Genomic DNA, 20,720 nt, shown 5'->3' on the forward strand with positions numbered 1-20,720 from the left:
AGCAATCTCGAATCACCTAGACCCACAGTGATTCAAGCTCTAACGTCAATTCAATAAAGGGCGGTGCTTTTTTCGTCACGAAGCTAGAACTTCGTGACTAGAAAACCTCATGGCTATACTGGTTCCATAAAAAATTTTCGCGCACTCACCGATCAACCCGAATCTGTTGATCCAGCTTCATCCTTGCTATAAATAGCGTGAGGAACAAATAATGCAACACACCTTGATTGCTGTATCTGCGTTTAGTCTGTTCGTTGCATCAGGGATCTGCGCGGCATCAGAACAGTGGATAGTCAATGCGCCGAGTGATGGTTTTTTATCGCTTCGCAGTCAACCGACGATTAGTAGCGGCAAACGCTATTTGAAAATTCCGCATGGAACGGTGATAACGCTCGACGAATGTCAGTTACCGGAAACAATAGATTCTGTAACTGGCCGCTGGTGTCGCACCACCTATCAGAAACAACGCGGTTGGGTGTTTGATGCGTATTTGGTGCCACAGGCGACAGCTAACACCGCATCATCCGCGATACCTGATCTATTTAAACATCAATGGGTAATCAATCATGATTTACCCAACCATGATGCAATGGTGATGTTTTTTCTGTCTGATCGGTGCAACATTGATAATCGCTTGCGTTATGGCGAAATTCGCACCAGCGACGGTGAAGATGATTTAAGCGGCACTGAAAAATTAGTCGAGCAGTTTTGCTGGGGGCCAGCTAACCGTACCGAAATTCAGATCAAAACGCTCACATCACCAAGCGAGATTTGGTTACAACTCTATCCGAACTTTAATGGTCGCATTCCAATTGACGAGCTATTAAATCTGAATAGTGCTAATTAAAGCTGCCAGCCGCCAGCGTTCAGCTTCCAGCAAGAAGGCTTTTCTGGTAACGAAGCTCCTGCTTTGTTGCCAGAAAATTACTGTATTCTCGCGCTCTAGCGTTGTAAACGATCTACGACAGATAATTCAAGCACGCTTGAGATCGCGGTAAAAATTCTCATGCGGGCCGACGGCTTCGAGATAAATCAACTGCACGGCGTCCTCTCGCGTGTAACCTGACGAACATCCCAACTCATGCCTGCTGCCCAGAGCGCGACACAAATGGCATCGTATCCTCACGCGGCTCCTTCATTGCTATCAGACATTCTGCAATAAACGATGCGGGCAAATCGGGATTATCAAGCGCCGCACGTCCCACCTTAGCCCAGAATTCAATTTGGCCTTGCAGCGTGCGAAATTCGGCTTGAGCCGCTGTGCGTGCAGTATTGACCAACGTTGCATCAATACGAACAGAAACCGTGCTCATAGAATAATCCTCTCATTGCAGCATCAATGATTTTTAGCTCAATTCGCCGCTGGTCACGAAGCCAGAGCTTCGTCACCAGATAAACCGAACCCTGACTCATTTAGTTATTTTAACCGTTTAATTGTTAATTACTTAATTGGTTTGAAATTTCAATGTCTTTCTTCAGCAACGCATTGACGACTTGATTTAGCGAGAACACCTGCTCCTTGCTTTTAAGTCTTTCAATAAAATAAGCCTTTACTTCTTTATCAAGGTAAATTGGAATATCAAGCTCTTCGATTGGCCGATAGAACTTGCCTTGCTCTGCACCACTAAAATCATATTCATCTTTCATTATGGATGCCTTCTTTGGTATTCATTGATTTCATTCCCGCTCGCCTTGCGAGCACTGATAATTCTTATTAGCTCTATACCGTCTTGGTCTTTGAATGTATGTACTACGACGAGTAGTACTTCGTTCATTGATTTCCCAAGCAACAACCATCTGTCTTCTTCGTCAGAACGTTCATCGTCATACCGATTTAGAGCATATGGATCTGCGAACACATATGATGCTTGCTCAAATGTAATACCATGCTTCTGAATGTTTATTACTTCTTTTTTAGGATCCCACTCAAACTTCATACTACGTAGTTCCTAATTAAAGATTCGGTTTTAAGAATTAAACCAAATCTGAGCCGTTTAATTCCTTAGGGGAGCGGCCAGCCGCCAGCGTTCAGCTTCCAGCAAGAAGGCTTTTCTGGTGACGAAGCTAGAGCTTCGTGACCAAATAACTAGCACATCATTCACTGACAAAACTGCAACCGATGCAGCCGCGCATAATAGCCATCGAGCGCCAGCAATTCCGGATGCCGCCCCTGCTCGACAATCCGCCCATCCTGTAACACCAGAATCCGATCTGCGCGTTCAATAGTCGAAAGCCGATGGGCAATCACCAGCGTCGTGCGCTTGGCCATCAGAATTTCCAGCGCCGCCTGAATATGCCGCTCCGATTCGGTATCGAGCGCCGAGGTCGCTTCATCCAAAATCAGAATCGGCGCATCCTTGAGCATGGCGCGGGCAATCGCCAGCCGTTGCCGTTGCCCGCCGGAGAGCAACACGCCGCGATCTCCAATCAGCGTCTCAAATCCGAGCGGCAGTGCTTGAATAAAATCAAGCGCCTGGGCACTGGCGGCAACCTGTTCCAGCGCGGCGCGGTCGATGGGCGTGGTGCGACCGTAGGCGATATTGTTGGCAATCGTGTCGTTAAATAGCACCACATCTTGACTGACCAGCGAAATCTGCGCCCGCAAACTGGCCAGCGTCAGCGTGCGGATTGACTGACCGTCGAGCCAGATGTCACCGTCAGTCGGATCGTAAAAACGCGGCAACAGATTGGCAATGGTGCTTTTGCCGCTGCCCGAATGCCCAACTAAGGCGATGGTTTCGCCCGGCGCGATGACCAGATCTAAGCCCTGTATGGCGGGCGTTTTGTCGGGCGCATACTGATGACTGACGCCGCGATATTCGATCCGCCCCACCGCCCGTTCCAGCACCTGCGTGCCGTTGTCGGCTTCGGTCTCGGCGTCGATTAACTCAAAGAGACTTTCCGCCGCGATAATACCGCGCTGCAACTGACCGTTGACACTGGCCAGCCGCTTGACCGGCGGCAGCAACAGCCCCATCGCCACCACAAACGACATAAAGGTGCCGACTGAGAGATTGTCCCTCAGTCCCTGCATGGTCGAGAGATAGACCACCACCGCAATCGCCGCCGCTGAGATCAACTGCACCAGCGGCACGCTCGCCGCTTCGGTGGCGATCATCTTCATCTGCAAGGAACGGGTTTTTTCGTTGATCGCGTGAAACCGCTGCCACTCTCGCGCCTGACCGCCGAACGCCTTGACCAGCCGCTGACCGTCGATCACCTCTTGCGCGACATGGGTCAGATCGCCGACGCGATCTTGAATCCGCCGACTATGCCGCCGAAAGCGTTTGGTGGCGTACTTGATCGCACCGGCCATCACCGGCCCGATGACGAGAAAAATCAGCGATAGCCCGGCATTGAGATAGAGCATGTAGACCATCAGTCCGAGTACGGTAAAACCGTCGCGCACGATGGTCGTAACCGCTGAGGTCGCGGCATTGGCGACATTCTCGACGTTATAGGTCAGCTTGGCGAGGATATGCCCGGAACCCTGGGTGTCATAAAAGCGCGTCGGGGCACGCAGCAGATGCTCGAACATTTCTTGACGCAGATCGGCGACCACGCGCCGCCCGACCCAGCTCAAAAAATAGGTATTCACAAAGCTGGCGATGCCGCGCACCACAAATAGCGCGACTAACAGCCAGGGCATGAGCTGCACCAGTTCCAGATCGCGCTTGACGAAGCTGCCATCGACCAGCGGTTTCATCAGCGCAGCAAATAGCGGCTCGGTCAGCGCAAAGATGAACATGCCGAACAGTGACAGTCCGAACAGTCGCCAATAGGGTCGGACATAGCCGAGCAGTCGCCGATAGACCACCCGCGCCTGCGCGGAGGACAGCACAATATCCTGCGTCATCGCGGAGCCGTGTCGCTGCGCGTCGCCGCGAACGCGAGCCGCGTCAGTCCGGCTTGACTGGCGGCATCCATCGCCGTCATCACCGCTTGATGTGGCGTCTCGGCATCGGCTTGAATCAGCACTGGCAGTTCCGTCTGTTCACCGCGTCGTTCGGTCAACACCCGCACTAAGGTTGCGGGGCGGGTGTCGCTGAGTTCCCGATCATCGACAAAAAAACGTCCGGCGCGATCAATCACAATCTGGATCATCGCCGGTTCAGCCGCCGGAATATCCTCGCCCTGTGCTTGGGGCAGTTGCACACGCAATCGCGCCTCATCCTTGAAGGTCGTCGAAACCATAAAAAAGATCAGCAGCAAAAAGACGACATCAATCAACGGGGCCAGATTGATGTCAACCGGCGCACGGCGACGCGGACGTAGATTCATTGTGGCGGCTCTCCGCTCGCCTCGCGCTCGCCGTGAAGCACTTCGACGAGACGCAAGGCTTGCTCTTCCATATCGAGCGCGAGTTGACTGACACGGCTGTCAAAAAAGCGCTGGAACATCAGTGCCGGAATCGCCACCGATAGACCCGCAGCGGTGGTAATCAAGGCTTTAGAGATGCCGCCAGCGAGCACGGCGGCATTGCCGGTACCGGCTTCGACAATGACGCCGAAAATGTCGATCATGCCGAACACCGTGCCCAGCAATCCGAGCAGCGGCGCAATCGCGGCGATGGTTCCCAGCGTGTTGAGAAAACGTTCAAGATGCGCGACCACATGACGACCGGCGTCGTTGATCGCTTCTTTCATCACCTCATGCGAATGGTGACGATTGACCAGCCCAGCGGCGAGCAAGCGCCCGAGTGGTGAGCCGTCGCGGATTTGGGCAATCGCGTCATCCGTGAGGCGCTGTTCGTGATGCAAGCGCCAAATGCGCTCGACCAAGCGTTCCGGCAGAATGCGCCGCCGCCGCAGCATCCAAGCGCGTTCAATCACAATCGCAGTCGCCAGAACGGAGCAGGCGAGGATCGGCACCATCAGCCAGCCACCGGCATAAAGAAGTTCAAGCACGGGTAAAGCCTTGATTATGTGTATATGACCGCAACCGCCATTGAAGATCGGATTCAAGCAAGATCAAGTAGATCCAGCAGACGCAATCGTCCAATGCGGCACTGAGACCGCGATCATACCCGAAGCGGTTCGCACGCGACGACAGTGCGCACCGTTCGGCAGGGCGCAGGTGGATTTAAAACCGCAGGCGGCATAACCATTTGTCTCACCATCTAGCACGCACCCCCGCCGCCCTTACAGCAGGCCCTCACAGCAGGATTGACACATGGATTATTTAAGCCTGTCACGCGCCGCCCGACTCGCCGGCGTCACCCGCGCTGAACTGCAAGCCCGCATCCGACGCGGCGAGATTCCGACCTTTGAAGGTGCCGTCGCGGTCAGCGATCTGCTCCGCGCCTATCCGAGCGTAACGCTGGCGAACGACGACGCGCTCGAACGCACCACGCGCATCAAAACGCTCGCGCATCCCAAGCTCAACCAGGCGGGCGAAACAACGCTGCCCGATCCCGATGTGTTGCTATCGCGGCTGCAAGGACTGAGTGCGGGACTGGCCGAGCGGGCGCTGCGACTCGACGCGGCGCTGGCGTTACTCGATCAGATCGGCGAGCAGCTTGATGCCCTCTGTCGCCTGCCGCGTGCGCAACTGGATGCCTCGCTGCTGGCGCTACGCGACTGGCTCGGCGGCGAACAGGCGCGATTGGCCGCCGCTGCCAATCCCGATCAACATGCGCAACTCATTGTTCAAGATGCTTTTTTGCGACTCATGGCCGCCAACGTCAAACTGATCCCCAGCGGACACGACTTTTTTGTCGAAGGAAATGAATCCATTCTCGACGCCTCAGTGCGTGCCGGTCTAACGCTCAATTACGGCTGCGCCAGCGGCAATTGCGGCGATTGCAAAGCGCGGGTGGTCAGCGGCGAAACCTGGCGACTGCGTGAACATGACTATGTGATTAGCGAACGCGAAAAAGCGATGGGCTACATCCTGACCTGCTCGCATACGGCGGTGACAGATTTGGTGCTCGAAGCAGCAGAAGCGCAGCGAGTCGAGGATCTCCCCTATCAAATGATCCGCGCCAGTTTGCGTCAGGTCGAACGCTTGGGGCCGGATTTGCTCGCGCTCAATCTGCAAACCCCGCGCACCCAAACACTACGCTTTATGGCCGGACAGCGGGCGATCCTGACCCTAGAAAACGGCGCAGCGCAGGAGCTGTCGATAGCAAGCTGTCCGTGTAATGGACGACAGCTGTGGTTTTATGTGCGGCGTGATACGGATGCCTTCTCGCACGCCGTGTTCAACAGCGTGCGGCCCGGACAGCTCGTGACCGTCAGCGGCCCGCTGGGACGTTTTGTGCTCCGCGATGAAGCAACCGAGCCGGCGATCTTCATTGCGCACGGCGACGGCATCGCGCCGATCAAAAGTTTGATCGAACATGCCGTTTCGATTGACCACATCGAATCGTTTCAGCTTTATTGGGATACGCGCTACCCCGAGGCGCATCATCAGGTGCAGTGGGTGCGGGCGTTGCGCGATGCGTTGGATCATTTCAGCTTTACGCCATTGGTGAGCGGGCGGGTTGAAGATCTCATGGCGCTGCTCAACGCTGATCTCGCCGATCCGATGCAAGCGCGTTTTTATATCGCCGGGCCAGTTGACGCCGTCAGCGCAACACAGACGGCGCTGCTCAGGCTCGGCGTTGCCGCAGAACGGATTGCGACTGAGGGTATGGGAAATTGAGGTTTGAATCGCACAGACGCAAAGAGCGCAAAGTTTTTTTAAGTATTTTTTAAAAAATCTTCGTGTCCTGTGCGCCTGTGCGGTTACATAAAACAATTCAAACACGGAACTATTCCAAGCCCCCCCGCTCAATCACCACCCCCACATCCACCCCATCTCCGACCGCCCCGGGCTTGTTGACGCGCAGTCGCAGCCACGTTACCCCAAATTTGCGCATCACCTGTGCCGCGCACTGTTCGGCCAGCGTCTCGACTAATTGATGCTGATTCTGGGTCACGATTTCAGTCAAACACGCCGTGACTGCCGCATAATCGAGCGCATCGCCGATCTGATCGCTGGCCGCAGCGCGGGCAACATCGCTGGCCATTTCGAGATCCAGAATCACCGGCCGCCGCGTTTGCTGCTCCCAAGCGTGAATGCCGATGCAGGTTTCCAGACGCAGACCGCGAATAAAGACGATGTCAGGCATGATACAGTTTTAAGCCTCGTGTCCCGTTTTCAGCCTCAGATATTAACCCATGATTACAGCCTCACTGCTCATCCTCGCGGCCTATTTGCTCGGTTCGGTGTCGAGCGCCATCATCGTCTGTCGGCTCATGGGCCTGCCCGATCCGCGCACGCAGGGATCGAATAATCCAGGCGCGACCAATGTGCTGCGGATCGGTGGCAAAAAAGCTGCCGCGATCACGCTCGTCGGCGACAGTCTCAAGGGCGTGCTGCCGATGCTGGCCGGTCATGCGTTCAGCGTCAGTCCGTTGATTTTGGCCGCGATTGGTTTGGCGGCGTTTATCGGGCATCTCTACCCGATCTTTTTCCGCTTTCAGGGTGGCAAGGGCGTAGCCACCGCGCTCGGGGTACAGTTCGGCCTCGACTGGCCGATTGGACTCTGCGTAGCGGCGGTGTGGCTGTTTGTGGCCAAAGTGCTGAAAATCTCCTCGCTCTCAGGGCTGATTTCGATGGCATTGGCACCGCTATTCGTCTGGCTATTTTGGGATGTTAAAGCCTTGATTGGAATGCAGTTAATTATCACCGGCCTGTTGATTTGGCGGCATCGCAGTAACATCCGCAATCTGCTCAACGGCACCGAAAACCGCATCGGCACCAGCGCGAGCGATGCCAATGCCGATGCCGACCGCTAACTGAGCGCCTCGCTGACACCATGACGGCGAGTGTTCCCACTCTGGGCCGCGATCATCTACATCAATCCGTGCTCGACGCCCTGCCCTCGCTGATTGTCGTGCTCGATCAACAGGGACGGTTGATCGCCGTCAATCGCGCTTGGCGTGAGTTTTCCGCCGAGCAGGGCGGCAGCGATCCGCCGCTTCCCTCAGCACCGAATGTGCTCGCGGCGGTGCGCCGGTCGAGCGACACCCCGTCGAGCACGGTGCAAGCGGCGGTGCGCGGGATCGAAGAGGTGCTGCAACGGCGTCGCGCCCTGTTTACGCTCGAATATGCCTGCCAGACGCAGACGCGCCGCTATTGGCTGTTGATGCGCGTGTTTCCGTTGGAAGGCGCTGCTGCCGGAGCGGTCGTCGCTTATCTCGATATTACCGAACGCCGTCTGGCCGAAGAAGCTGCCCGCCGTGCCCGTGATGCGCTGGCGCAGGTGGCGCGGCTCAATGCCGTCGGCGTACTCGCTTCGTCACTGATTCACGAACTACTGCAACCGCTGAGTTCGGCGAGTTTTTACTGTAGCGCCGCCCGTCAGCTTGCCATCGGCCCAGCGGCTGACCCCGAACGGCTGGTTGAGGTGCTGCAACAGATCGACGATCAGGTGCATCGCGCTGGCGACATCATGGAACGCCTGCGGGCGTTTTTGCGCGGACGCACCATGCAGCGCGTGCGCACCGCGATTGAGCCGATTTTGAAACGCAGTCTCGATCTGGTGCAGTGGTTCGCCACCGACCGTCAGGTCAAGCTCGAACTCAGCGTGCCCGAGCACTTGCCGGAGATCGAAGGCGATCCGGTGCAAATCGAGCAGGTGTTAGTCAACTTGATTTGCAACGCGGTGCAGGCGATTGACACCGCGCACTGCACGCGCCGCGAGGTGATGATTGAGGTGCTACTGGGGCGCGGCGAAATCGAATGCCGCGTCAGCGATACCGGGCCCGGACTGCCGCCCGGCCGTCATGCGGCGATCTTCGATATTTTTGAATCTAACCGTGAAGCGGGTTTAGGACTCGGGCTGGCGATCAGCCGCGCCATTGCTGAAGATCACGGCGGACGCCTCTGGGCAGAACCGGCTCCGCGCAGCGGCGCAGTATTTCATCTCACGCTGCCGGTGCCAACTGCTCTAACGGCCAGCGGGCGCGGGGCGTGAACAGCAACGGCTCGTTCTGACCGGCTAACAGCCGCTGACAGCCAGCAAAGGCGATCATCGCGCCATTATCGGTGCAGAGCGCCGGACGCGGATAAAAGGTCTGGCCGCCCTCGGCGGTGATCGCCTGATTCATCCGCGCTCGTAGCCGCTGATTCGCGCTCACACCACCGGCCAAAATCAGCCGCTGATGCCCGGTTGCACGCAGCGCCCGCCGACATTTAATCACCAGCGTTTCGACCACCGCTTCTTCAAAAGCGCGGGCGATGTCAGCGCGAGTTTGTTCAGGATCGGCAGCGCGTGGCAGTTCTGTCTGCACCGTGTTCAGCGTAAAAGTTTTGAGGCCGCTGAAGCTAAACTCCAGCCCTGGGCGATCCGTCATCGGACGCGGAAAACGGAACCGTTCGGGATCGCCGCGTTCGGCCAGCCGCGCCAGCTCCGGCCCGCCGGGATAGGGCAAGCCGAGAATCTTGGCTGTTTTATCGAATGCTTCACCGGCCGCATCATCGAGCGATTCACCCAGCAAGCGATAGCGCCCGATGCCTCGCACCTCGACTAACTGCGTGTGCCCACCGGAGACCAGCAGCGCCACAAATGGAAACGCAGGCGCGGGATCTTCCAGCAGCGGCGCGAGTAGATGCCCTTCCAGATGGTGGACGCCAATCGCTGGCACCTGCCACGCCCAAGCCAGCGACCGCCCCAGCGCCGCCCCAACCAGCAGCGCCCCAATCAGTCCCGGGCCAGCGGTATAGGCCACGCCGTCGAGCTGCGCCCGCGTTAATCCCGCCTCAGCGAGCACTTGTTGAATCAACGGCAAGGTTTTGCGGATATGATCGCGAGAAGCCAGTTCGGGCACCACGCCGCCGTATTCGGCATGAAGCGCAATCTGCGAATACACCGCCTGCGCCAGCAAGCCGCGCCCATGTTCATACACCGCAATCCCCGTTTCATCGCACGAGGTTTCAATTCCCAGCACGCGCATCGTCGTATCCACGCCGTTTTAGCCCACCGTCAGTTCAGGGCACGCATCATAGCCTTTGCGCGGCCAATCGACCATGCGCTATACTTCGCAATCTTTTTTACCTCGACCCCACCCATCAACCGGAGACAGCCAGGGATTCCGTCCTATGCCCAACGTTCGCGTCAAAGAAAACGAGCCATTTGAAGTCGCTATGCGGCGTTTTAAGCGTTCCTGCGAAAAAGCCGGCGTGCTCGCCGAGGTTCGCCGGCGTGAGTTCTACGAAAAGCCAACCTCTGAGCGCAAGCGCAAGAAAGCGGCGGCCGTTAAGCGTCATCAGAAAAAGCTCCAGCGCGAAGCCCGCCGCTGGGAACGTCCGTACTGAGGGTCGCGCACGTTCAGGGATTGGCCGATACATCCGCATTGCATTGATCGGCCACCTCCATCGCTTGCCTGCTCGACCGCCTGCCGCTCGCCGTTCTCCCCGCTCTCTTACTTACACAGCACAAAACAAAACCCTCGGTATGCTCAAGTCACGCATTCAGGATGACATGAAAACCGCCATGAAGGCGGGAGACAAGCCGCGACTCGGCGTGATTCGGCTGATGCTGGCCGCGATCAAGCAGCGCGAAGTCGATGAACGCATCACGCTCGATGACACCCAAACGCTGGCGGTGCTTGACAAAATGGTCAAGCAGCGGCGCGATTCGATCAGCCACTATGCCAGCGCCGGACGCGAGGATTTGGCCGAGGTCGAGCGTTTCGAGATCGGGGTGATTCAAGACTATTTACCAGCGGCACTGAGTGCGGACGCAATTGCCGCGCTCATCGACGCCGCCGTCAGCGCCTCGGGTGCCGCCGCCGTGAGCGACATGGGCAAGGTGATGAACATCCTGCGCCCTCAGCTTCAGGGCCGCGCCGATATGGGAGCCGTCAGCGCACTGGTTAAGCAGCGTTTGGGCGCGGCCTGAGGTCAACCGAGGCGCCGCGTATGGCTGGTCGCCTGCCGCCGGAATGGATCGATCAGCTCCTGGCGCGAACCGATCTTGTCGAACTCATCGGCTCGCGTCTCCAGTTGCGCAAAGCCGGGCGCGAATTTCAGGCGCAGTGCCCGTTTCATGTCGAAAAAACGCCGTCGTTTTATGTCAGTCCGATCAAGCAGTTTTATCACTGCTTTGGCTGTGGCGCACACGGTAACGCCATCGGCTTTTTGATGGAGTACGACCGACTCGCGTTTCGCGAAGCGGTCGAAGAGCTGGCCGAACGCGCTGGACTGGAGCTGCCGCACGACGGTGATGCCGCGCAGTCGGCACCGGATTACAGTCCGCTCTATCGCCTGCTCGATGCGGTCGCGGCCTATTATCGCCGTCAACTGCGTGAGCATCCTGACGCGCCGCGTGCCGTTGCCTATCTCAAGGGGCGCGGTCTCAGTGGCGAGATCGCGGCGCGGTTTGGTCTCGGCTATGCCCCAGCGCACGGCAATCCGCTGCTCAATCAATTCGGCAGCGATGCGGCGGCGCGAGCGCGATTGCAGACCGCTGGATTGATTAGCGAGCGCGAGGGGCAGGTGTATGACAAATTCCGCGACCGCGTGCTGTTTCCGATCCGTGATCGACGCGGGCGGATCATCGGCTTTGGCGGGCGGATCATCGGCGAAGGTAAACCGAAATATCTCAATTCGCCCGAAACGCCGATTTTTCACAAAGGTCGCGCTCTCTACGGACTCTACGAAGCACAGCGGGCCAATCGCACCTTTGCGGCGCTGATTGTGGTCGAGGGTTATCTTGACGTGATCGCGCTGGCGCAGTTCGGCATCACCAACGCGGTTGCCACACTCGGCACCGCGACCACGCCCGAGCATCTTAGCCAGTTGCTCAAGCTCGCACCTGAGATTGTGTTTTGTTTTGACGGCGACCGCGCTGGCCGTGCCGCCGCGTGGAAAGCGTTAGAAACTGCGCTGCCGCTGGCGACCGGACATCAGGCGCTGCGCTTTTTGTTTCTGCCCGAGGGCGATGATCCCGATACGCTGGTGCGGCGCGATGGAGCCGAGGGCTTTCGCGCTCGGTTAGCACAGGCGCAACCGCTGTCAGACTTTTTGTTTGAGCATCTGAGCGCCGATCAGGACACCACCACGCTCGATGGTCGCGCCCGCTTTGCCAGTCAGTTGCAACCCTATCTTGAGCGCCTGCCGCCCGGACTCTACCGCGAGCTACTGTTGCAGCGCCTAGCTGATTACACCGGCGCACCGCCGCCGCGCCCGCCGTCGGCCAGCGCCGCTCGGCGACGGTTAGCCGCGCAGCGTGCCCAGCCCGCACGCCCGAGTTTAGTCGCGCAAGCGATTGCTCTCTTGCTCGACCGCCCCGACTTAGCGCCTCACGCGCTGGCGCTCAATGCCGACTGGAAACGCTCTACACAGCGCGGCATTGATGTGCTCATCGGCGTGCTTGACCGGCTCGGCGCGACGCCGGATCTGTCCACCGCCCGCCTGCTGGAACACTGGCGCGAGCATCCGCATTTTGGCTATCTGCAACAGTTGAGCATTGCGCCTTTTTTGCGCGATCTCGACGCATCCGGGGCAGAAGCGGAGTTGATCGACGCTCTCGAACGTCTCAATAACAGCGTGCGCGAAACCGAATGGCGACACCTGCTCAACAAACGCCGTCCGAGCGATTGGACGCCCGAAGAACGCGCCCAGCTCGCGCAACACGACTGGAGCGTGCGCGAACCGCAACCGGACTAGCTTTTTCGCCCGGATCATCTATGTATGCTGTATTCAACAGCAGTGCCGACCCACCCGCGCCCCGCGTCGGTCGAGCACGGCGCTGCGAATGGATTAACGCATCCGCTCTCGCTGACACGCGAGAGACGTGCTAAACTACGTAGTTCGCTTTTGAACCGACTTTGGCCGCATCCAGATCAAGGTACCCCATGGATCAAGAACAGCAGCAGTCTCAACTGAAGCAACTGATCGCCAAAGGTAAAGAACAGGGTTATTTGACCTACACCGAGGTCAATGACCACCTGCCGGCGAGCATTGTTGAGACTGAACAGATCGAAGACATCGTGCGGATGATCAACGACATGGGCATCATCGTCCAGGAGACCCCTCCGGATGCCATCGATCAGACGCTCAGTGATAGTGCCGTGTCCGACGACGAGGCCGCTGAAGCCGCCGCCGCCGCGCTGGCCAATGTGGACAGTGAGTTCGGTCGCACGACCGATCCAGTGCGCATGTATATGCGCGAAATGGGTACAGTCGAGCTGTTGACGCGCGATGGTGAGCTGAAGATTGCCAAGCGCATCGAAGAAGGCCTCAATCAGGTGCTCAATGCCCTGTCGGTCTATCCGCGCTCGATTGAGAAGCTGATTGGGATTTTTGATCGCGTGGATCGGGAAGAAACACGCCTGACCGATGTCATCTCCGGGTTCAATGATGAACCACTTGATGAAACCGCCGCCGCTGCGCCTGAGGTGATGTCGAGCACCGAGCCTAGCGCCGAAGCCGACAAGAACGAACTGGAAGTCGAAGCGGCGGATCATCTTGATAGCGATGATGACGACGAAACGGCGGTTGAAGTCGATACCGGCCCCGATCCCGACGATGCAGCGCGACGTGCGAATCTGCTACGCGAGCGGTATCAGACCTTAAAAGCGGCGCTTGAAGCCTACGGACGCGACGATGAACGCTCACGCGAGGCGATGCAGGCCGTCTCCGAAGTGTTTTTGCAATTTAAGCTCGTCGCGCCGGTATTTCAGGAACTTGCTGAAATTCTGCGGGCAACGATTGAGCGCATTCGCGCCCAAGAACGCGCCATCATGCACCTGTGCGTCGAACAGGCGGGCATGGCACGCAAAGAATTTATCGAGACCTTCCCGACCAATGAGACCAATTCGGCATGGCTCGATGCGCTGATGAATAGCAAACGGCCGTTTAGCGCCCGCTTGCAGGCAGTAGCGCCCGATATTCAACGCGCTCAACGCAAGTTGCAAGATATTGAGCGCGAAAATATCCTCACCATCAGCGAAATCAAGGATGTTAATCGCAAGATGTCGATTGGTGAGGCGAAAGCCCGCCGCGCTAAAAAAGAAATGGTCGAGGCCAATTTGCGGTTGGTGATTTCGATTGCCAAAAAATATACCAATCGCGGACTGCAATTCCTCGATTTGATCCAAGAAGGCAATATCGGCTTAATGAAAGCGGTCGATAAATTTGAATATCGTCGCGGCTATAAATTCTCCACCTATGCAACCTGGTGGATTCGCCAAGCGATTACGCGCTCGATAGCCGATCAAGCCCGCACCATTCGTATTCCGGTACACATGATTGAGACGATCAATAAGCTCAATCGCATCTCGCGCCAAATGATTCAGGAAATGGGCCGCGAGGCCACGCCGGAAGAATTGGCCGCCCGCATGGATATGCCGGAAGATAAGGTGCGCAAGGTCTTAAAGATCGCCAAAGAGCCAATTTCAATGGAAACGCCGATTGGTGATGATGAAGACTCGCATCTCGGTGATTTTATTGAAGATTCAGGCGTGATTTCGCCGCTTGATTCCGCGACCGCTGAAGGGTTGCGCGAAGCGACGCAAAATATGCTCGCCAGCCTGACCTCACGCGAAGCGAAAGTGTTGCGGATGCGGTTTGGCATCGACATGAACACCGACCACACGCTCGAAGAGGTCGGCAAACAATTCGATGTCACCCGCGAACGCATTCGCCAGATTGAAGCCAAAGCCCTGCGCAAGCTCCGTCACCCGACACGCTCGGATAAATTGCGCAGTTTTCTCGATAACGAGTAAGCATTGCGCTGCTGCCAAGGACGGCACAGACTTGGTATAATCCTATCGGTCATGCGCCCTGGTAGCACAGCGGTTAGTGCAGGCGACTCATAATCGCTTGGTCGGGGGTTCAAATCCCTCCCAGGGCACCATCAAAATAACGGCTTAGGCGAGCAATCGGCTAGGCCGTTTTTCGTTTGAGTCACCTATAGACCAGACCCTATTATCCATCTAAATCGTTCCTCAACCTCATCTAAAAACAGCTTATTTTTTAATTACCTTGTATCCTGTGCGCCTTTGCAGTTTAATTTTCATCTTCGCCGCTCAATTCCGGCTCTAATCGCAATTCTTTCAATTTGCGGGTCAGCGTATTGCGTCCCCAGCCCAATAATCGCGCCGCATCTTGGCGGCGTCCGCCGGTGTGTTCGAGCGCAGTTTGAATCAAGATGCGTTCAAAAGTTGGCAGCGCGTGATCGAGTAAGGCATCGCGTCCATCTTTAAGTTGCTGTTGTGCCCAGCGACGTAAACCCTGTTCCCACGACGGATCACGTACCGTTTCAATCAAGCGATTAGTCTGTAATTCCGGCGGCAAATCTTCGGCATGAATATGCGTGCCAGAGGCCATCACAGTTAGCCAGCGGGCGATATTTTCTAATTGCCGCACATTGCCGGGCCAATCAAAGCGTTGTAATTGCTCAATAGCTGCCGGTGACAGACTTTTAGTCTCACAACTTAATTCCCGCGCTGCTTGCGCTAAAAAATGCCGCATTAACACGGGAATATCTTCACTGCGGTTACGCAGCGCCGGTAATTGAATGCGGATGACATTGAGTCGATGAAATAAATCTTCACGAAAGCGCCCAGCCTGCACCAACTGTTCGAGATGCTGATGCGTCGCGGCAATAATGCGTACATCAACGCGAATCGGTGCCACGCCGCCGATACGATAAAACTCGCCATCAGCCAATACGCGCAGCAGCCGCGTTTGTAATTCCGCTGGCATATCACCGATTTCATCGAGAAAGAGCGTGCCGCCATTGGCCTGTTCAAAACGGCCCTCGCGTCGTGCTTGAGCGCCCGTAAATGAGCCGCGTTCGTGGCCAAAGAGTTCTGATTCGAGTAAATCGCGTGGAATGGCCGCCATATTGAGCGCAATAAATGGCCGTCCACTGCGCGGGCTATGGCGGTGCAATGCTTGAGCGACGAGTTCTTTGCCGGTGCCGGATTCGCCATTTATCAATACGGTGATATTAGAACGCGCCAGCCGTCCAATCGCCCGAAATACATCCTGCATTGCCGGCGCTTCGCCGATGATATCTGGCCCTCGGGTGACGCTGACTTCTTCTGCACGCTCTTCGCGCCCACGGCGACAAGCGCGGCTAACTTGCGACACGGCTTCATCTAAATCAAAGGGTTTGGGTAAATATTCAAAGGCTCCATCTTGAAATGCGGCGACGGCGCTATCGAGATCCGAATGCGCGGTCATAATAATCACCGGCAATCCGGGATAACGGCTTGTGACTTGGCGCAATAATTCTAGTCCGTCAATGCCCGGCATCCGAATATCGGTCAAAATCACATCCGGCTGTTCATGCTGTAGGGATTCGAGAATGCCATCACCATTCGCAAAACAGGTGACGTGCATATCAGCTTTACGTAGTGCCCGTTCTAACACCCAGCGAATTGAGCGGTCATCGTCAATCACCCAGATATTCGGTGCGCGAGTCATAACGCTGGCTCCAGCGGTAAATAAACATAAAAAATCGTATCCCCGGGTTGACTCTCGCACTCAATTAACCCGCCATGCTGATTAATCAGTTCTTGAGCAATCGAAAGTCCGAGGCCGGTGCCATCTGGACGACCGGAAACCATTGGATAAAAAATGCGGTCGCGGATTTCGTCGGGAATACCCGAACCATTATCACGCACTTGCACTTGTAGCACTAATTTATGCCGCCGATTGCCGATGGTGAATTGACGTAGCACCCGCGTGCGTAATTGTAAACAACCACGCGGGCCAGCAGCGGTCGCAGCATTACGCGCTAAATTGAGCAGCGCCTGAATGAGTCGATCTTGATCGGCAATAAAATCGGGAATGCTCGGATCATAATCGCGGTGAACGGTTGGGCCACGCGGCGATTCGGCCAAAATCAGGGTGCGCACATGCTCTAGCACATCGTGAATATTCACCGGCGTGCGGCGCGGCAGGCGATGCGGGCCGATCATGCGCGTCATCAGTGCCTGCAAGCGGTCGGCTTCGTCGATGATGATGCGCGTGTATTCGCACAGGGCGGCGTCGGGCAGTTCGCGTTCGAGCAGTTGCGCCGCGCCGCGCAGCCCGCCGAGTGGATTTTTGATCTCGTGCGCCAGTCCGCGCAGCAGGGCTTGCGTGGCCTGATGTTGCGATAACAGTTGTTCTTCGCGGGTGATGCGCAGTTGCCGATCAACTTGATAGAGTTCGACCAAAATTTCCGGCTCTGCATCAAAATGGTGCAACGGCAACACGGTGCAGTTGACGGTTTTAGTGCAGCCTTCGCTGATGGTGATGTTGATCTCGCGTTCCGTGAATGGATGACCGGAGGCGAGGGCGGCGCTAAAACGCGCTTCGACCTGTGCATCGGGGCAGGGCAACAGGTTCGCGGCGGGCTGGCCGACCAGATGACGGGCGCTGACCTCGAATAACATCTCGGCGGCGGGATTGAGATATTTGAGGCGCAATGCGGCATCAAACAGCATCACGGCGGTGTTGAGATGATCGAGAATCCGACGCTCTAAGCTGGGGCGGGGCGCGTGAGTGGGTGTGGTCATGGAGCGATCAGCTTCCAGCTTTCAGCTACCAGCCGCCAGCATCGGGCTATCAGCGTGCAGCCTGTGGTTCGGTGGCGGCGATGTGTGGCGACCCGTAAGCAAATACAGCGCCAATTTAGGGTTGTGCGACTGGTTATGATGCCGCTGCTTAGGGCAGTTGGCCGGGCGTGCGCGGTTGGCGAATTTGAATGGTGCGCGGAGCCGATTGTGCGACGAGGCGATCTTCTGCGCCCTTAATTTGCAGTTGGAGCCGATGTTGTCCGGCACCTAAGCCGGTGAGTTTGAATTGTGTTTGATTGGCTTCGACCGCAAGTTCGCTGTCATCGAGGCGCAAAAACAGGCGATGGCCGTCGATTACTGCCGGATCAATTTGTAAGCTAATCGGCACGCCTGCAGCATCTGCGGTCAGTGTGGCATCGGCTGCTGGGCTGAGAATATCGAGTGCGGCATAGGGGCCGCGATAGGCTTCATCCGGTGATTGCGGGCCGAGTATGGTCGCGGTGGCGCGGCTCGGTGCGGCATCGACGCGGACATCAACCCGCTCGGCGTTCGGAGCTAGACGGTCGGAAAAATACACGCGCCCGTCGGCGTCAGTCCAACGGTAAATCTCGGCGCTGGCTGAGGAGCCAAAAAGCACGCACAGCAGCAGGGGAACAGGATTTCGCATGGCGGTAAAGACTAGCCTAAGCGCACCATTCACGACAACTGTTGGCTATCAAACTGCGTACAATCGCCCGCTGTTCTTCCATCTAAACAAGCTGATAGCTGGAAGCCAAAACTTATGATGCTCTCGATCATCGCCATTGCCAGCGGAGCCGGACTCGGCGCATTACTGCGCTGGGCGCTCGGTTTACGACTCAACGCGCTCATCCCGAGTCTGCCACTCGGCACGCTGACGGCCAATCTGCTCGGCGGTTTGCTCATCGGCGTGGCGCTTGCTTGGATCAGCCGTCATCCGAGTCTGCCGCCAGAGCTTCGCTTATTCGTCATCACCGGCTTTCTCGGCGGTTTGACTACTTTTTCGACCTTTTCTGCCGAAGTTGTGACCCTTTTATCAAAAGGTGAACTGCTGTGGGGCTTGGCCGCGATTGGCGCACATTTACTCGGATCATTGACGATGACCGCGCTTGGGATCTGGCTGGTGCATCTGCTGCTGGCGCGGGCGTAACACCCACTCAACGCACTCGAAACGTCATCTTTGCCGCCATTTTTGGAGTCTGCAAACCATGTCCACCTGTTTTTTGAAATTCTATGTCGCCGAGAGCCGCCGCCATCGTCACACCCTGATCTACGAATGGTTACTCGAAGAAGCCAAAGCCTTTGGGTTGCAAGGCGGCTCGGCATTTCGGGCGCTGGCCGGTTTTGGGCGACATGGGCGCTTACACGAAGAGCGATTTTTCGAGCTATCGGGCGACCTGCCGGTCGAGGTCGGCTTTGTTGTCAGCGAAGACGAAGCGCAGCGATTTCTCGCCCATCTCGGTCAACAGGGGCTAGATCTGTTCTACATCAAGCTGCCGGTGGAATCCGGTGTGACCGGCGCGGGCCGTGAGCCTTAGTCAAAGTTAAAAAGTCGGAATATAATCGAACGCTCATCGAGGCGCGTTCCGGGGAGTTGGATTTCAGTTCCGGCGGTCGCATATCGAAAACCCAGAAAATTACTCAAGAACACGGAGCTAGGAGCGCAGCCATGACCGGAGCCTCAGCCGTCGAAGACATCGTTAAATCGGAATACGCGCACGGCTTTACGACCGAGATTGAGTCCGACACCCTGCCGCCCGGACTCGATGAACAGGTCGTGCGTGCCATCTCCCAGCGCAAGGGCGAACCGGAGTTTATGACCGCGCAGCGGCTCAAAGCCTATCGGCATTGGCTGACATTGCGTGAACCGGAATGGGCAGCAGTGAATTATCCGAAAATTGATTTTCAAGCAATTTCATATTATTCCGCACCGAAACGCCCCGAAGATGCGCCAAAAAGTCTCGATGAAATCGACCCGGTGCTGCTCGAAACCTACAATAAACTCGGCATTCCAATTGAAGAACAAAAAGCACTCGCTGGCATTGCTGTCGATGCGGTATTCGATAGCGTTTCGGTAGCGACGACCTTTCGTTCAACGCTTGCCGAGGCCGGCGTTATTTTCTGCTCGATTTCCGAAGCTCTGCGCGATTATCCCGATCTAGTGAAACCCTATCTCGGCAGTGTAGTGCCCTATACCGATAATTTCTATGCCTGTCTTAATGCCGCCGTATTCAGTGATGGCACCTTTGTTTATGTGCCAAAAGGCGTGCGCTGCCCGATGGAATTAAGCACCTATTTCCGCATCAATGCCCGCAATACCGGCCAATTTGAGCGCACCTTGATTGTCGCTGAAGCCGGAAGCTATGTCAGCTATTTAGAAGGTTGCACTGCGCCCCAGCGTGACGAAAATCAATTACACGCGGCTGTTGTGGAATTGATCGCAATGGACGATGCTGAAATCAAATATTCGACGGTGCAAAATTGGTATCCAGGCGATGAACGCGGCGTCGGCGGTATTTATAATTTTGTTACGAAACGCGGTGACTGTCGCGGCGCCCGCTCTAAGATTTCCTGGACGCAAGTCGAAACTGGATCGGCGATTACATGGAAATATCCCAGTTGTATTCTGCGTGGTGATGAAGCCGTCGGCGAGTTTTATTCCGTCGCCGTGACCAAAGGTCGTCAACAGGCGGATACCGGCACCAAAATGATTCATCTTGGCAAAAATACCCGCTCGACGATTGTCTCTAAAGGGATTTCAGCGGGCGAAGGCCAACAAACCTATCGTGGCTTGGTGCGCATTGGGCGACGTGCTGAAGGCGCACGCAATCACACACAATGCGATTCGCTGTTAATTGGCGACCGCTGTAGCGCCAATACCGTGCCCTATATCGAGGTCAAAAATCCCTCGGCGAAAATGGAGCACGAAGCGACGACTTCTAAGATCAGCGATGACCAGCTTTTCTATTGCCGCTCGCGTGGCCTGACGGAAGAAGATGCGGTATCGATGATCGTCAATGGCTTCTGCAAAGAAGTCTTCAATGAATTACCGATGGAATTTGCGGTCGAGGCCCAAAAACTTCTGAGCATTAGCTTAGAAGGCGCAGTTGGGTGAATGATTTTTTTATTGAACCGCATGTTTTTGAACCGCACAGGCGCAAAGGACGCAAAGAAAACAACTTTTAAATTTGTTTT

At 56.4% G+C, this 20,720-nt stretch carries 22 protein-coding genes and 1 tRNA gene; 12 read left to right on the forward strand and 11 right to left on the reverse strand.

The annotated features are described in order from the left end of the window. Positions 1-211: 211 nt before the first annotated feature. On the forward strand, positions 212-847 hold the full coding sequence (locus BLW10_RS08880; RefSeq protein ID WP_091334018.1) for an SH3 domain-containing protein: 636 nt from the start codon (positions 212-214) through the stop codon (positions 845-847). 232 nt (positions 848-1,079) lie between these two features. Here the strand turns inward: BLW10_RS08880 and BLW10_RS08890 are convergent, their stop codons facing one another. From BLW10_RS08890 to BLW10_RS08915, 6 genes are all read right to left on the reverse strand, one after another. Next, positions 1,080-1,313, reverse strand: a complete 234-nt coding sequence (locus tag BLW10_RS08890; protein WP_091334020.1) for a TA system antitoxin ParD family protein — start codon at positions 1,311-1,313, stop codon at positions 1,080-1,082. Positions 1,314-1,437: 124 nt separating this feature from the next. Beyond that, positions 1,438-1,647, reverse strand: coding sequence for a hypothetical protein (locus BLW10_RS08895; RefSeq protein ID WP_091334022.1), 210 nt, complete (start codon positions 1,645-1,647; stop codon positions 1,438-1,440). Continuing rightward, positions 1,647-1,937, reverse strand: coding sequence for a BrnT family toxin (locus BLW10_RS08900; RefSeq protein WP_091334037.1), 291 nt, complete (start codon positions 1,935-1,937; stop codon positions 1,647-1,649). Before BLW10_RS08900 ends, BLW10_RS08895 begins: the two co-directional genes overlap by 1 nt. A gap of 161 nt (positions 1,938-2,098) precedes the next feature. Next, on the reverse strand, positions 2,099-3,856 hold the full coding sequence (gene msbA, locus BLW10_RS08905; protein WP_091334038.1) for a lipid A export permease/ATP-binding protein MsbA: 1,758 nt from the start codon (positions 3,854-3,856) through the stop codon (positions 2,099-2,101). Beyond that, on the reverse strand, positions 3,853-4,281 hold the full coding sequence (locus tag BLW10_RS08910; RefSeq protein ID WP_091334040.1) for an ExbD/TolR family protein: 429 nt from the start codon (positions 4,279-4,281) through the stop codon (positions 3,853-3,855). The genes msbA and BLW10_RS08910 overlap by 4 nt, the downstream gene beginning before the upstream one ends. Next, entirely contained in the window at positions 4,278-4,907 is a 630-nt protein-coding gene (locus BLW10_RS08915; protein ID WP_091334041.1) for a MotA/TolQ/ExbB proton channel family protein, read from the reverse strand. Before BLW10_RS08915 ends, BLW10_RS08910 begins: the two co-directional genes overlap by 4 nt. A 265-nt stretch (positions 4,908-5,172) precedes the next feature. Between BLW10_RS08915 and BLW10_RS08920 the strand changes: the two genes are divergently transcribed. After that, positions 5,173-6,645 carry a 2Fe-2S iron-sulfur cluster-binding protein gene (locus tag BLW10_RS08920; protein WP_091334043.1) on the forward strand — a complete coding sequence of 491 codons (1,473 nt, stop codon included), beginning with the start codon at positions 5,173-5,175 and terminating at the stop codon, positions 6,643-6,645. Positions 6,646-6,754: 109 nt separating this feature from the next. Here the strand turns inward: BLW10_RS08920 and folB are convergent, their stop codons facing one another. Then, the gene (folB, locus tag BLW10_RS08925) at positions 6,755-7,114 is read right to left on the reverse strand and encodes a dihydroneopterin aldolase (protein ID WP_091334044.1); all 360 of its coding nucleotides are present in this window, start codon (positions 7,112-7,114) and stop codon (positions 6,755-6,757) included. 49 nt (positions 7,115-7,163) lie between these two features. Between folB and plsY the strand changes: the two genes are divergently transcribed. Together plsY and BLW10_RS08935 are read left to right on the forward strand one after the other, a co-directional pair. Continuing rightward, complete coding sequence (gene plsY / locus BLW10_RS08930) at positions 7,164-7,784, forward strand: glycerol-3-phosphate 1-O-acyltransferase PlsY (RefSeq protein WP_091334046.1); 621 nt, start codon at positions 7,164-7,166, stop codon at positions 7,782-7,784. 20 nt (positions 7,785-7,804) lie between these two features. Beyond that, entirely contained in the window at positions 7,805-8,965 is a 1,161-nt protein-coding gene (locus BLW10_RS08935) for a PAS domain-containing sensor histidine kinase (RefSeq protein ID WP_091334048.1), read from the forward strand. Here BLW10_RS08935 and tsaD read toward each other — a convergent pair. Further along, positions 8,916-9,944, reverse strand: a complete 1,029-nt coding sequence (gene tsaD / locus BLW10_RS08940; protein ID WP_091334049.1) for a tRNA (adenosine(37)-N6)-threonylcarbamoyltransferase complex transferase subunit TsaD — start codon at positions 9,942-9,944, stop codon at positions 8,916-8,918. The two genes, BLW10_RS08935 and tsaD, sit on opposite strands and share 50 nt — an antisense overlap. A 145-nt stretch (positions 9,945-10,089) precedes the next feature. Between tsaD and rpsU the strand changes: the two genes are divergently transcribed. The 5 genes from rpsU (at position 10,090) to BLW10_RS08965 (ending at position 14,851) form a co-directional block, all read left to right on the forward strand. Next, positions 10,090-10,305, forward strand: coding sequence for a 30S ribosomal protein S21 (rpsU, locus tag BLW10_RS08945; RefSeq protein WP_091334051.1), 216 nt, complete (start codon positions 10,090-10,092; stop codon positions 10,303-10,305). A gap of 139 nt (positions 10,306-10,444) precedes the next feature. After that, positions 10,445-10,891 (forward strand): GatB/YqeY domain-containing protein, encoded by a 447-nt coding sequence (locus BLW10_RS08950; RefSeq protein WP_091334052.1) that lies wholly within the window; start codon positions 10,445-10,447, stop codon positions 10,889-10,891. 20 nt (positions 10,892-10,911) lie between these two features. Next, entirely contained in the window at positions 10,912-12,660 is a 1,749-nt protein-coding gene (dnaG, locus tag BLW10_RS08955) for a DNA primase (protein WP_091334054.1), read from the forward strand. A 188-nt stretch (positions 12,661-12,848) separates the two neighbouring features. Then, entirely contained in the window at positions 12,849-14,720 is a 1,872-nt protein-coding gene (gene rpoD / locus BLW10_RS08960) for an RNA polymerase sigma factor RpoD (RefSeq protein ID WP_091334056.1), read from the forward strand. Positions 14,721-14,775: 55 nt separating this feature from the next. Further along, a tRNA-Ile gene (locus BLW10_RS08965) sits at positions 14,776-14,851 on the forward strand. A 152-nt stretch (positions 14,852-15,003) separates the two neighbouring features. Here the strand turns inward: BLW10_RS08965 and ntrC are convergent. The 3 genes from ntrC to BLW10_RS08980 all read right to left on the reverse strand — a co-directional run bounded on the left by ntrC (position 15,004) and on the right by BLW10_RS08980 (position 18,174). Further along, positions 15,004-16,428 (reverse strand): nitrogen regulation protein NR(I), encoded by a 1,425-nt coding sequence (ntrC, locus tag BLW10_RS08970; RefSeq protein WP_091334057.1) that lies wholly within the window; start codon positions 16,426-16,428, stop codon positions 15,004-15,006. Further along, the gene (glnL, locus tag BLW10_RS08975) at positions 16,425-17,507 is read right to left on the reverse strand and encodes a nitrogen regulation protein NR(II) (RefSeq protein ID WP_091334059.1); all 1,083 of its coding nucleotides are present in this window, start codon (positions 17,505-17,507) and stop codon (positions 16,425-16,427) included. Before glnL ends, ntrC begins: the two co-directional genes overlap by 4 nt. A gap of 148 nt (positions 17,508-17,655) precedes the next feature. Beyond that, entirely contained in the window at positions 17,656-18,174 is a 519-nt protein-coding gene (locus BLW10_RS08980) for a DUF4124 domain-containing protein (RefSeq protein WP_091334060.1), read from the reverse strand. Between the two features lie 114 nt (positions 18,175-18,288). Here BLW10_RS08980 and crcB point away from each other — a divergent pair, with 114 nt between their 5' ends. The 3 genes from crcB (at position 18,289) to sufB (ending at position 20,640) form a co-directional block, all read left to right on the forward strand. Further along, positions 18,289-18,675 (forward strand): fluoride efflux transporter CrcB, encoded by a 387-nt coding sequence (gene crcB / locus BLW10_RS08985; protein WP_218139710.1) that lies wholly within the window; start codon positions 18,289-18,291, stop codon positions 18,673-18,675. Between the two features lie 58 nt (positions 18,676-18,733). Next, entirely contained in the window at positions 18,734-19,063 is a 330-nt protein-coding gene (locus tag BLW10_RS08990) for a DUF190 domain-containing protein (protein WP_091334062.1), read from the forward strand. Between the two features lie 131 nt (positions 19,064-19,194). Beyond that, complete coding sequence (gene sufB / locus BLW10_RS08995; RefSeq protein ID WP_091334064.1) at positions 19,195-20,640, forward strand: Fe-S cluster assembly protein SufB; 1,446 nt, start codon at positions 19,195-19,197, stop codon at positions 20,638-20,640. Positions 20,641-20,720: the final 80 nt, after the last annotated feature.

Origin of the sequence: Allochromatium warmingii, from assembly GCF_900107145.1 — a bacterium.
GTDB classification, from domain to species: Bacteria; Pseudomonadota; Gammaproteobacteria; order Chromatiales; family Chromatiaceae; genus Thermochromatium; species Thermochromatium warmingii.

What these genes read in the sequence shown, in the direction of transcription:
- BLW10_RS08950 (WP_091334052.1), top strand. Translation starts at nt 10,445, where the DNA reads ATGCTCAAGTCACGCATTCAGGATGACATGAAAACCGCCATGAAGGCG.
- dnaG (WP_091334054.1), top strand. Translation starts at nt 10,912, where the DNA reads ATGGCTGGTCGCCTGCCGCCGGAATGGATCGATCAGCTCCTGGCGCGA.
- folB (WP_091334044.1), bottom strand. Translation starts at nt 7,114, where the DNA reads ATGCCTGACATCGTCTTTATTCGCGGTCTGCGTCTGGAAACCTGCATC.
- BLW10_RS08920 (WP_091334043.1), top strand. Translation starts at nt 5,173, where the DNA reads ATGGATTATTTAAGCCTGTCACGCGCCGCCCGACTCGCCGGCGTCACC.
- crcB (WP_218139710.1), top strand. Translation starts at nt 18,289, where the DNA reads ATGATGCTCTCGATCATCGCCATTGCCAGCGGAGCCGGACTCGGCGCA.
- BLW10_RS08990 (WP_091334062.1), top strand. Translation starts at nt 18,734, where the DNA reads ATGTCCACCTGTTTTTTGAAATTCTATGTCGCCGAGAGCCGCCGCCAT.
- sufB (WP_091334064.1), top strand. Translation starts at nt 19,195, where the DNA reads ATGACCGGAGCCTCAGCCGTCGAAGACATCGTTAAATCGGAATACGCG.
- BLW10_RS08910 (WP_091334040.1), bottom strand. Translation starts at nt 4,281, where the DNA reads ATGAATCTACGTCCGCGTCGCCGTGCGCCGGTTGACATCAATCTGGCC.
- rpoD (WP_091334056.1), top strand. Translation starts at nt 12,849, where the DNA reads ATGGATCAAGAACAGCAGCAGTCTCAACTGAAGCAACTGATCGCCAAA.
- BLW10_RS08900 (WP_091334037.1), bottom strand. Translation starts at nt 1,937, where the DNA reads ATGAAGTTTGAGTGGGATCCTAAAAAAGAAGTAATAAACATTCAGAAG.
- msbA (WP_091334038.1), bottom strand. Translation starts at nt 3,856, where the DNA reads ATGACGCAGGATATTGTGCTGTCCTCCGCGCAGGCGCGGGTGGTCTAT.
- glnL (WP_091334059.1), bottom strand. Translation starts at nt 17,507, where the DNA reads ATGACCACACCCACTCACGCGCCCCGCCCCAGCTTAGAGCGTCGGATT.
- rpsU (WP_091334051.1), top strand. Translation starts at nt 10,090, where the DNA reads ATGCCCAACGTTCGCGTCAAAGAAAACGAGCCATTTGAAGTCGCTATG.
- BLW10_RS08895 (WP_091334022.1), bottom strand. Translation starts at nt 1,647, where the DNA reads ATGAAAGATGAATATGATTTTAGTGGTGCAGAGCAAGGCAAGTTCTAT.
- BLW10_RS08980 (WP_091334060.1), bottom strand. Translation starts at nt 18,174, where the DNA reads ATGCGAAATCCTGTTCCCCTGCTGCTGTGCGTGCTTTTTGGCTCCTCA.
- ntrC (WP_091334057.1), bottom strand. Translation starts at nt 16,428, where the DNA reads ATGACTCGCGCACCGAATATCTGGGTGATTGACGATGACCGCTCAATT.
- BLW10_RS08890 (WP_091334020.1), bottom strand. Translation starts at nt 1,313, where the DNA reads ATGAGCACGGTTTCTGTTCGTATTGATGCAACGTTGGTCAATACTGCA.
- tsaD (WP_091334049.1), bottom strand. Translation starts at nt 9,944, where the DNA reads ATGCGCGTGCTGGGAATTGAAACCTCGTGCGATGAAACGGGGATTGCG.
- plsY (WP_091334046.1), top strand. Translation starts at nt 7,164, where the DNA reads ATGATTACAGCCTCACTGCTCATCCTCGCGGCCTATTTGCTCGGTTCG.
- BLW10_RS08935 (WP_091334048.1), top strand. Translation starts at nt 7,805, where the DNA reads ATGACGGCGAGTGTTCCCACTCTGGGCCGCGATCATCTACATCAATCC.
- BLW10_RS08880 (WP_091334018.1), top strand. Translation starts at nt 212, where the DNA reads ATGCAACACACCTTGATTGCTGTATCTGCGTTTAGTCTGTTCGTTGCA.